Genomic DNA, 8,784 nt, shown 5'->3' with positions numbered 1-8,784 from the left:
TCATGCGGTACATGGCCTCGATGGAATCCAACAGATTGAACCGATCAGTGATATTCTCAGCATCCATCCCTATTGGACATGCGACAGCCCGGTGCACGAAAAGGATGCCTACGAGAAGTCATTGGATGACTATGTGCGATTTGCCCGCAGTGTCGGCAAACCTCTGATCGCAACGGAGACGTGCTGGGGCGCCACGGACGACGACAAGCGGGTCGAGATCATTCGCTATACCCTCGAACAACTGAAGAGACGGGGTATCGGCTGGCTCGTCTATCTCCTGCATCACAGCCTCATCGCGGATGCTCATCGGCCCGAGTTCGGACCGCTGAGCGCGCCGGGCAATCTTGCCTTCATAGAAGCCGACGGAAGGCTCCGTCCCGGCCATGGGGTTTTCAACGAGTTCTGAGGCCACCTTCAGGTTGGCCATTCAGGCCTCAAGCGGAAAACAAGCCCGCGGACACGCCAGAAGGCACACCGCTTCGCTCTGCACCTTCCAACGCGGGTACGATGGAGCTCGCGCCGTACCCGGAGAGCATGGCCAAGCGAAGGTGATCACGGTGAAAATCACAGCCGAGGAGGTCGGTCGGCAAGCGCGGAAGCGTGCACCGCATGGCCGGTCCGCACATCCGCCGAGCCGCCCCAGCCCCGATCGAACCCAGTTGCATGGTCTGCGCGCTCATCGCCTCTTCCGATCCGAAGAATCCGGCACTGTGCCATTGCCTGACCCACCGGATGACCCTATACTCACATCACCAGTCGGCAAAACGAAATCTCTCTGCAACAAGGGCCTGCGATGGACATTCGCGAACAGAAGGCGATCGACGTACACGGACACTACGGGATCTACACCCAGGAAAACGCCGGCATCAAGAACGAGCTGATGACCGGCGGGCCGGAGGTGGTGGTGGACCGGGCGAGGCGGGCCCGCGTGCAGGTCACCGTGGTCTCGCCGCTGCTGGGGCTGATGCCACGAGGCAAGGCGGACGCCGCCGCGGGCAACGAGGAGGCCGCGACGGTGGTGGCCCGGTGGCCGGAGCTCCGCCAGTGGGTGGTCGTCGACCCGCGCCAGCCGCAAACGTTCGACCAGGCCCGCGAGATGCTGACCCAGCCGTGGTGCGTGGGCATCAAGGTCCATCCGGAAGAACACGAATACCCGATCACCGAGCACGGCCGGTCGCTGTTCGAGCTGGCGGCGGAGCTGCGAACGGTCATCATCACCCACAGCGGCGAGGAGCGGAGCCTGCCGAGCGATTTCGTCAAGTTCGCCAACGATTTCCCGGACGTCCGGCTGATCCTGGCACACCTGGGCTGCGGGTTCGACGGCGATCCAGGCCACCAGGTGCGGGCAGTCCAGTCAAGTCGGCACGGCAACGTGTTCGTCGACACCTCCAGCGCATCGGGAATCACCGCCAACCTGCTGGAATGGGCCGTCCGGCAGATCGGGTCGGACCGCATCCTGTTCGGCACCGACACGCCGCTGTATTCCGCCCCCATGCAGCGAGCCCGGATCGATCACGCCGAAATCGCCGACCAGGACAAGCGCAAGATCCTGCACGATAACGCCGTGCGGCTGCTGGGACTCTAGCCGTCAACCGGCAATGGCGGTGCTTTTTGCAGTGGGCCGCAACGGGCGATCAGCCGATAGAATAGAAGTAGCGGTTGGTGCGCGCCGCATTCGGGGTGCCACCCGTCACCGTGGCCAGCCGCAGCCGGTCCTGAATTGAGGAACGGAAGCATGTCCTGGAGCGGATACAGATCGGTTCTGACTACCGCCATCGCAGCGGCGATGCTGGCCGGCTGCGGTCGGCAGGTCGCCGAGGTGGAGTATCAGCAGCGCATCCAGGACCCTCAGGCAGCCGAGCGCGTGCGGGCGATCGTTGAGGCGCTGGAACGGGACGATCGGTCGGCCCTTCCGCTGATCGTGGACCGGCTGGACGATGAGGACGCCGCGGTGCGCCTGGCCGCCGTCTCCGCCCTGCGAGAGATGACCGGGCAGGACTTCGGGTATCAGCCGTACGGGCCGCTCCACGAGCGGGTCGAAGCGGTCGAACGCTGGCGGACGTGGCTCAAAGAGAATAGGATCAGCGGTTCAAAAACCAGGCCGAAACCAGCCGGCCCGCCGGTCACGACGGGCGGCTCGGAGTAATCGATTGTGTCGATCAGAACGGAGAGCAAGGTGATCCGGATGCGGATTGCCTCGGATCCCAAGCAGATCTGCGTGGTCAGGGCGGCCGCCGAAGCCTTTGCCAGCCGGGAAGGGTTCACCGGGCAGCAGGTGGGCCAGATCGGCCTGGCCCTCAATGAGGCGCTGGCCAACGTGATCGAGCACGGCTACGAGGGAAGCACCGAGCAGCGGATCGACGTGAGCATGGAGATGGTGGTGTTGGACGCCCGCCGGGCCCTGAGGCTGGTCGTTCGCGACTTCGGCCGCCAGGTGGACCCGTCGGCGATCAAGGGCCGCGATCTGGACGACGTGCGTCCGGGCGGTCTGGGCGTGCATCTGATCCGGGCTGCGATGGCCCAGGTGACCTATCGCCGCCACGAGCAAGGCGGGATGGAAATGACCATGGTGAAGTTTCTCGATGAAGGGCAAGGGAGCGAGTCATGACGGCACCCGAAGGTGGTCAGACGGGCGGACCGGTACGCGAGATTCAGGACGCGGACGGGACCACGCTGGTCAAACTCCACGGCGACATCGACCTGTACTGCTCGCCGGAGGTGCGCAAGGCACTGCTCGAGGCGACGCAGAGCAGACCGGCGACCCTGGCGATCGACCTCTCGAAGGTACCGCACATGGACTCCTCCGGAGTGGCCACGCTGGTCGAGGCCCTTCAGCGGGTCAAGCGCTACAAGGGACGGATGGCCCTGGTCGCGATGCAGGAGCGGGTGCGGAACGTCTTCGAGATCGCCCGCCTGACCGACCTGTTCGAGATCCGCGACACGCTAGCGGAGGTCCAAAGCCGTGGCGGATAGCGCTGTTTCGTCACAGACCCGTTGGCTGGCCCGGCCGTTCGTGCTGATCGGCCGAGGCGTCTACGCGGGTCTCGACGGCCTGGAAGGCGGGGCGCGGTTCCTCGGCGGGCTGACCGTGCTGCTGGGCCAGACCCTCTGGTGGACGCTGGCCGCAACCTATCGGCGGGACGTGAAATTCCGCCGCGAATCGGTGTTCGCCCAGATGGTGCGGGTGGGCTATCGCAGCATTCCGATCATCGTGCTGGTCCAAGTCTTCATCGGGATCATCCTGGCCCTGCAAATGGCGCCGACGCTCAAGGACTACGGGCAGTTGGACAAGGTGGCCAACATCATCGCGGTGGCGGTCTTTCGCGAACTGGGGCCGCTGATCACCGCGGTAGTGCTGTCCGGATTTGCCGGAGCGTCGATCGCCGCGGAGATCGGGGCGATGGTCGAAGCCGAGGAGGTCAAAGCCCTGCGGGCCCACGCCCTCAACCCCATCAACTTCCTCGTCGTGCCGCGGTTTGTGGCCACCGTCTTCATGCTGGTCTGCCTGGCCGTGATCTCCGACGTCGTCGGCATCATCGGCGGCGCGGGCACGAGCATCCTCATGCTGGGCATCGACCCGCACGTGTACCTGCAGAACACCCAGGACGCCCTGGTGGTCCGCGATTTTATCACCGGCCTGGTCAAGGCGGGAGTCTTCGGGCTGCTGATCAGCCTGATCGCGTGCCTCAAGGGCCTGCGGGTCAGCGGCGGCGCGGTCGGCGTGGGCCGGGCGACAACCGATACGGTGGTGCTCAGCATCGTCTCCCTGATCGGGACCGACTGCCTCTTCACCGCCGCGTTCTACGTGTTGGGATGGTAGCATGGCCGAAGCCGTGATCGAGGTCGACAACCTGGTCAAGACGTTTCCCGATCCCAATGGCCGGCCGGTCAAAGTGCTGGACCGGATCAACCTCAAGGCGTTCCGCGGCGAGACGCTCGTCATCATGGGCGGCAGCGGTTGCGGCAAGAGCACCCTGCTGAACTGCATGATCGGCGAGTATCCCGTCGACGAGGGGCGCGTGCTGCTGTTCGGTCAGGACATCACCACGATGGATGAACAGCAGCTCAACGAAACCCGCAAGAAGTTCGGCATCCTGTTCCAGTCCGGCGCCCTGTTCAACTCGATGACGTTGGGCGAAAACGTGGCCCTGCCCCTGCGCGAGCATAGCGACATCGATCCGTCGGTGATCAACATTATCGTGACGATGAAACTCGAACAGGTCAGAATGCTGCCGCACCGCGACAAGATGCCCTCGCAGCTCTCCGGGGGCCAGAAAAAGCGCGGCGGACTGGCCCGCGCCACCGCCCTGGACCCGGAAATCCTGTTCTACGACGAACCGTCGGCGGGACTCGACCCGGTCACCAGCGCCGCCATCGACGAGCTGATCCTCTCGCTGACCAAGAAGCTGGGCGTCACGTCCGTGGTGGTCACGCACGAGATGAGCTCCGCGTTCCGCATCGCCGACCGCATGGTCATGCTGCACGCGGGAAGGGTGTTGCGGGAAGGCACACGGGACGAGTTTGACCGCCTGCGGAAGGCCGATCCGAAGAGCCTGGAAAACCCGCAGGACCGCCTGATCCGACAGTTCCTGCTGGGCGAGGGCGCCGGGCCGCTGACCGATGTGCAGGGATTGAGCGAATACGAGAACCTTCTGGCATCCGGCTAACCGGTCAAGAGGAAGCGATATGCGACAGGAGCGTAACGAATTGAAGATCGGGATCACCGTGGCGGTGGTCATCCTGCTGTTCCTGGCCGTGCTGGGCTTTGTCGGCAACTGGGACCGCATGTTCACCGAGACGCAGACCATCACCGTCCGCTTCGAAGAGACCGGCGGACTGCGGGTCGGCGACCCGGTTTCGGTCCGCGGCGTCAACGTCGGACAGGTCACCGCCATCCAGCACCGCCAGGACTCTCAGACCGGCAAACTCGCGGTCCTCGTGCAGGCCCAGATCCCGGAGCACTTTACGATCCATCGCGACGCGGCGATCGGCATCGGCACCGCCGTCCTGGGCGAGGGCGGCAGCCTCAAAATCACCGACACCGGCGACGAGGGCCCGCGGATCGACGCGGACGTCGTGATCGAGGGCCAGCCGCCGGCCGGCATGAACCAGTTGCTCGAAAAAATCGCCCGCGAGCTGGACGAAACCCAGCCGGACAGCCTGCTGGCCCAGCTCAAAGGACAGCTAAACCCGGACAACCCGCAATCGATCATCGCCAAAATTCACCACAGCCTCGACGACGTGAACGCCATCTCAACCAGCCTGCGCCGCGAGATGAACCCGGAGGAACAGGCGGCCCTGATGGCCAAGGTCCACGTCACCGTCGATCGGATCAACGCCCTGACCGACGTGCTGCAGGGCGAACTCGACCGCGGCGACAAGGAGGCGGCGCTCGGCCGGGTCTACGCCGCCCTCGACAAGCTCAACGAGTCGCTCGCTGCGACCCAGGCGATGATCGAGGAGAACCGGCCGAAGATCGACCGTACGCTCAACCATGTCGAAACGACGGCCAAGCGCCTCGACGAGGAGATATCCGCCCCGCTCGCGGAGGAAACAAACCGCGAGAATCCCGAGAGCCTGCTGGCCAGGCTCCACGAGTCGATGTCCCTGGCCCAGACAAGCCTCCAGAACGTCAGGGAGATCTCCGACACGGGCCAGCGGTTCGTCTCGCTGAATCGCGACGCCCTCCAGTCGGCGGTCGACAACTTCGCCGAAACCGCCGCCCACCTCAAGGCGACCGCCAAGGAAATCCGCCAAAACCCCTGGCGCCTTTTGCACAAACCCGAGCAGGAAGAGGTCGAATACGCCAACCTGATGGCGGCGGCCCGGTCCTTCGCCGACGCCGCGGGCACCCTGGACCGAGTCAATAACAAGTTAACTCAACTGATCAAAATCGCGGGCGAAACGCTCGAGGCGACCGACCCGCAGCTTCAGCAGATTCGCGAACAGGTCAACCAGGCTTACTGCGAGTTTGAAGAGGCCCAGAAGAAACTCTGGGACTTGCTTAAGTCCCGCAGTTAGCGGATGATACAGATAATCCACTGGCCCGGCAAGGCGGCCGGGACCGGTCGGCCGACGCGGCATTGTGTTGACCTGGCGCAGAGGCCCGAATATGATCTACTTTGGATAACGCCCTTTGAGATAAGGATTTGACCGATGCTGTGCCAGCGCTGCAAGAAACACACCGCCACGGTCCACCTGACCGAAATCGCCAACGGTGAGAAACAGGAAAAACACCTCTGCGAGCATTGCGCCGGCGAAGAAGGGGTCATGGCCAAAACGCACGAACCGATCGACCAGGTGGTCAAGAAGTTCGTGCTTCAGCAGGCTGGAGCCCAGCAGATCGCCCAGTTGACCTGCCCCGAATGCGGCATGACGTTCCTGCAGTTCCGTAACTCCGGGCTTCTGGGATGTCCGAACGACTATGACGTGTTCAAGCAGCCGCTGGAGGGTCTGATCGAGCGGGCCCACGGCGGCCGCACCCAGCACGTGGCCAAGATCCCGGGCGGCAAGGAAAACCGGCACAAACGCCAGCACGAACTGATGCGCCTCAAAAACGAGCTGGAGGAAGCGGTCAGCCTCGAAGACTACGAACGGGCGGCGGCTCTGCGCGACCAGATCGCGTCGCTGGAACAGGAGTAGGCATGGATGTGATGAACCTCAGCGATTTGGCCAAGACCCGCGGAGAGTGGCTTCGAGGCAATGGGCCCCATTCGGATATCGTGATCTCCAGCCGGGTGCGGCTGGCCCGCAACCTGGCCGGGTATCCCTTCCTGACCAAGTGCTCCGAGCAGCAGCGCCTCGACGTCCAGGATCTCGTGGTCGCCGGCGTCAACGGCACCGACCTGGCCGGCAAGTACCATTTCGTGCGGCTCGACGAGGCCTCGACCCTCGACCGCCTGCTTCTGGTCGAGCGCCAGTTGATCTCGCGCAACCACGCCGAAGCCGAGGGGCCGCGAGGCGTGGCGGTGGCCGCCGACGAGACCGTCACCATCATGGTCAACGAGGAAGACCACCTGCGGATGCAGGTGCTCCTCAGCGGCCTGCGACTCAAGGAGGCGTGGAGCCGGATCAACTCGCTGGACGACCAGCTCGAACAGCGTCTGGAGTTCGCCTTCCACGAGCAGTTCGGCTATCTGACCGCCTGTCCCACCAACGTGGGCACGGGCATTCGCGTCTCCGTCATGCTGCACCTGCCGGCTTTGCGGATCACCGGCGAGATCGAACGCGTCCTGCGGGCGGCGAGGGACATGAACCTGGCCATCCGCGGCCTCTACGGCGAAGGCACCGAGGCGATGGGCGATTTCTACCAGGTCTCCAACCAGGCCACCCTCGGACGGACCGAGCAGGAAATCGTCGAGGAGTTCATCGACGAGGTCGTCCCGAAGATCACCGAATACGAGATCCGGGCTCGCGAACTTCTGGCCGACCAGAAGCGGACCGTCCTCGAGGACAAGGTCTTCCGGGCGATGGGACTGCTCAAGTACGCCCGCACCATGAGTTCCGAGGAAACCATGTTTTTGCTCTCGCAGGTGCGGATGGGCGTGCACATGGGCCTCTTGAGCGAGGTGACGCTCGAAACGGTCAACGACCTGTTCCTGAGCATTCAGCCGGCGCACCTGCAGATGATCGCCGGCCATAAGCTCGACGACGAGCAGCGAAGCAAGATGAGGGCCGAGTTCGTCCGCAAACGCCTCACGAACCATCAGAACAACTAGCCGGGCCCAGACAGCGAGACGGTATCGATGCAACTCAGCGCGGTCGCACCCTTCGGTTTCAAGGACTTTCCCGAACCACAGACGCTCGCGTTCATCCGCGAGCAGGGCATCGTGCGCGTCCACGTGGTGCGGGACTACGAACACACGCTGCCGGCCCAGCGAATCCGGCGAATGCTCGACGATCAGGGCATGGCCGCTGAGTCGTTTCACGCCGAGCACGGCCCGCAGGTCGACCTCTCATCCCCCGACGCATCGATCCGACAGAAGGCGGTCGATCTGCTCGCCCGCGAAGCCGAGGTCGCGTTGGGAATCGGCGCCACGGTGCTGGTGGCTCACTCAGCCGGAGCCGAGGCGCCGTTCGATCCCGCCCGCAGCCAGAGCCTCCGCCAGGGCCTGCAAACGCTCGATGCAGCCGCCGAGCAAATGGGCGTGCGATTCCTGATCGAGAACATGCCGCCCAGCTACGCCTACGGCCAGGACACCGGCCAACTGGCCCGCGACATCCAAGCCGTCGATTCGCCGCGAATCGGGCTGTGCTTCGACACCGGCCACGCCCACATGGTCGACCGGGCGCCCGCCCGGCACATCCTCGGCACCAAGGGCTTCCTCCACTACATCCACGCCCACGACAACGACGGCGACGCCGATCAGCACCTGCTGCCGATGACCGGCGCCATCGACTGGCCGCCGATCGGCCGGGCGATCCGGCAGATCAACGCCGATCCGATCTTCTGCCTCGAAGTCTTCGAGTCGATCAAGATGCTCAGGAAGAAACTCACGCCGTCGTGGTGGCAAAACCTCCGTGGCCTCCTGAACGGACGCGCCGAGTAGAAGCGGCACATGTGAATCAAAAACGCCGGGACTTGGATCCCGGCGTTTTGTTGTGTACTGACTTCGCGCAGCGTCTAGAACTTCCGCCAGACCGCGCTGCCGTAGACGGCCTGGCCGCCCAGTTCCTCTTCGATCCGAAGGAGCTGATTGTACTTGGCCACCCGATCGGTCCGGCACGGAGCCCCGGTCTTGATCTGCCCGGCGTTGGTCGCCACCGCCAGGTCGGCGATGGTGC

12 protein-coding genes are annotated in these 8,784 nt (G+C 64.3%); 11 read left to right on the top strand and 1 reads right to left on the bottom strand.

Annotated features, from left to right (window positions below; all coding sequences use genetic code 11):
* The 11 genes from GXY33_09530 to GXY33_09480 all read left to right on the top strand — a co-directional run.
* A partial coding sequence (locus GXY33_09530) for a glycoside hydrolase family 5 protein (GenBank protein NLX05372.1) occupies positions 1 to 406 on the top strand: 406 nt, incomplete at its 5' end.
* Positions 407 to 793: 387 nt separating this feature from the next.
* Positions 794 to 1,585 (top strand): amidohydrolase family protein, encoded by a 792-nt coding sequence (locus tag GXY33_09525; GenBank protein NLX05371.1) that lies wholly within the window; start codon positions 794 to 796, stop codon positions 1,583 to 1,585.
* Between the two features lie 150 nt (positions 1,586 to 1,735).
* Entirely contained in the window at positions 1,736 to 2,146 is a 411-nt protein-coding gene (locus GXY33_09520; protein ID NLX05370.1) for a HEAT repeat domain-containing protein, read from the top strand.
* 6 nt (positions 2,147 to 2,152) lie between these two features.
* Entirely contained in the window at positions 2,153 to 2,608 is a 456-nt protein-coding gene (locus GXY33_09515; GenBank protein NLX05369.1) for an ATP-binding protein, read from the top strand.
* Complete coding sequence (locus GXY33_09510) at positions 2,605 to 2,973, top strand: STAS domain-containing protein (GenBank protein NLX05368.1); 369 nt, start codon at positions 2,605 to 2,607, stop codon at positions 2,971 to 2,973. Before GXY33_09515 ends, GXY33_09510 begins: the two co-directional genes overlap by 4 nt.
* Positions 2,963 to 3,820, top strand: coding sequence for an ABC transporter permease (locus GXY33_09505; GenBank protein ID NLX05367.1), 858 nt, complete (start codon positions 2,963 to 2,965; stop codon positions 3,818 to 3,820). The genes GXY33_09510 and GXY33_09505 overlap by 11 nt, the downstream gene beginning before the upstream one ends.
* Position 3,821: 1 nt before the next feature.
* Positions 3,822 to 4,667, top strand: a complete 846-nt coding sequence (locus GXY33_09500; GenBank protein ID NLX05366.1) for an ATP-binding cassette domain-containing protein — start codon at positions 3,822 to 3,824, stop codon at positions 4,665 to 4,667.
* Positions 4,668 to 4,686: 19 nt separating this feature from the next.
* Positions 4,687 to 6,021 carry an MCE family protein gene (locus GXY33_09495; GenBank protein ID NLX05365.1) on the top strand — a complete coding sequence of 445 codons (1,335 nt, stop codon included), beginning with the start codon at positions 4,687 to 4,689 and terminating at the stop codon, positions 6,019 to 6,021.
* Positions 6,022 to 6,156: 135 nt separating this feature from the next.
* Positions 6,157 to 6,642, top strand: a complete 486-nt coding sequence (locus GXY33_09490; protein ID NLX05364.1) for a hypothetical protein — start codon at positions 6,157 to 6,159, stop codon at positions 6,640 to 6,642.
* 11 nt (positions 6,643 to 6,653) lie between these two features.
* Positions 6,654 to 7,718 (top strand): protein arginine kinase, encoded by a 1,065-nt coding sequence (locus GXY33_09485; GenBank protein NLX05363.1) that lies wholly within the window; start codon positions 6,654 to 6,656, stop codon positions 7,716 to 7,718.
* A gap of 27 nt (positions 7,719 to 7,745) precedes the next feature.
* Positions 7,746 to 8,549, top strand: a complete 804-nt coding sequence (locus GXY33_09480) for a sugar phosphate isomerase/epimerase (GenBank protein NLX05362.1) — start codon at positions 7,746 to 7,748, stop codon at positions 8,547 to 8,549.
* Positions 8,550 to 8,623: 74 nt separating this feature from the next.
* On the opposite strand, the gene eno is transcribed toward GXY33_09480, so the two are convergent.
* Positions 8,624 to 8,784, bottom strand: a 161-nt coding sequence (gene eno / locus GXY33_09475) for a phosphopyruvate hydratase (GenBank protein NLX05361.1), incomplete at its 5' end; no start/stop codon positions are given.

This window comes from Phycisphaerae bacterium, assembly GCA_012729815.1.
Classification (GTDB): Bacteria; Planctomycetota; Phycisphaerae; order JAAYCJ01; family JAAYCJ01; genus JAAYCJ01.
The sequence above is the reverse complement of the archived record's forward strand: the minus strand, read 5'-3'. Positions and strand labels throughout refer to the sequence as shown.

Excerpts from the sequence above, each read along its gene's own strand:
- GXY33_09495 (NLX05365.1), top strand. The coding sequence starts at position 4,687 with ATGCGACAGGAGCGTAACGAATTGAAGATCGGGATCACCGTGGCGGTG.
- GXY33_09510 (NLX05368.1), top strand. The coding sequence starts at position 2,605 with ATGACGGCACCCGAAGGTGGTCAGACGGGCGGACCGGTACGCGAGATT.
- GXY33_09480 (NLX05362.1), top strand. The coding sequence starts at position 7,746 with ATGCAACTCAGCGCGGTCGCACCCTTCGGTTTCAAGGACTTTCCCGAA.
- GXY33_09485 (NLX05363.1), top strand. The coding sequence starts at position 6,654 with ATGAACCTCAGCGATTTGGCCAAGACCCGCGGAGAGTGGCTTCGAGGC.
- GXY33_09500 (NLX05366.1), top strand. The coding sequence starts at position 3,822 with ATGGCCGAAGCCGTGATCGAGGTCGACAACCTGGTCAAGACGTTTCCC.
- GXY33_09490 (NLX05364.1), top strand. The coding sequence starts at position 6,157 with ATGCTGTGCCAGCGCTGCAAGAAACACACCGCCACGGTCCACCTGACC.
- GXY33_09525 (NLX05371.1), top strand. The coding sequence starts at position 794 with ATGGACATTCGCGAACAGAAGGCGATCGACGTACACGGACACTACGGG.
- GXY33_09520 (NLX05370.1), top strand. The coding sequence starts at position 1,736 with ATGTCCTGGAGCGGATACAGATCGGTTCTGACTACCGCCATCGCAGCG.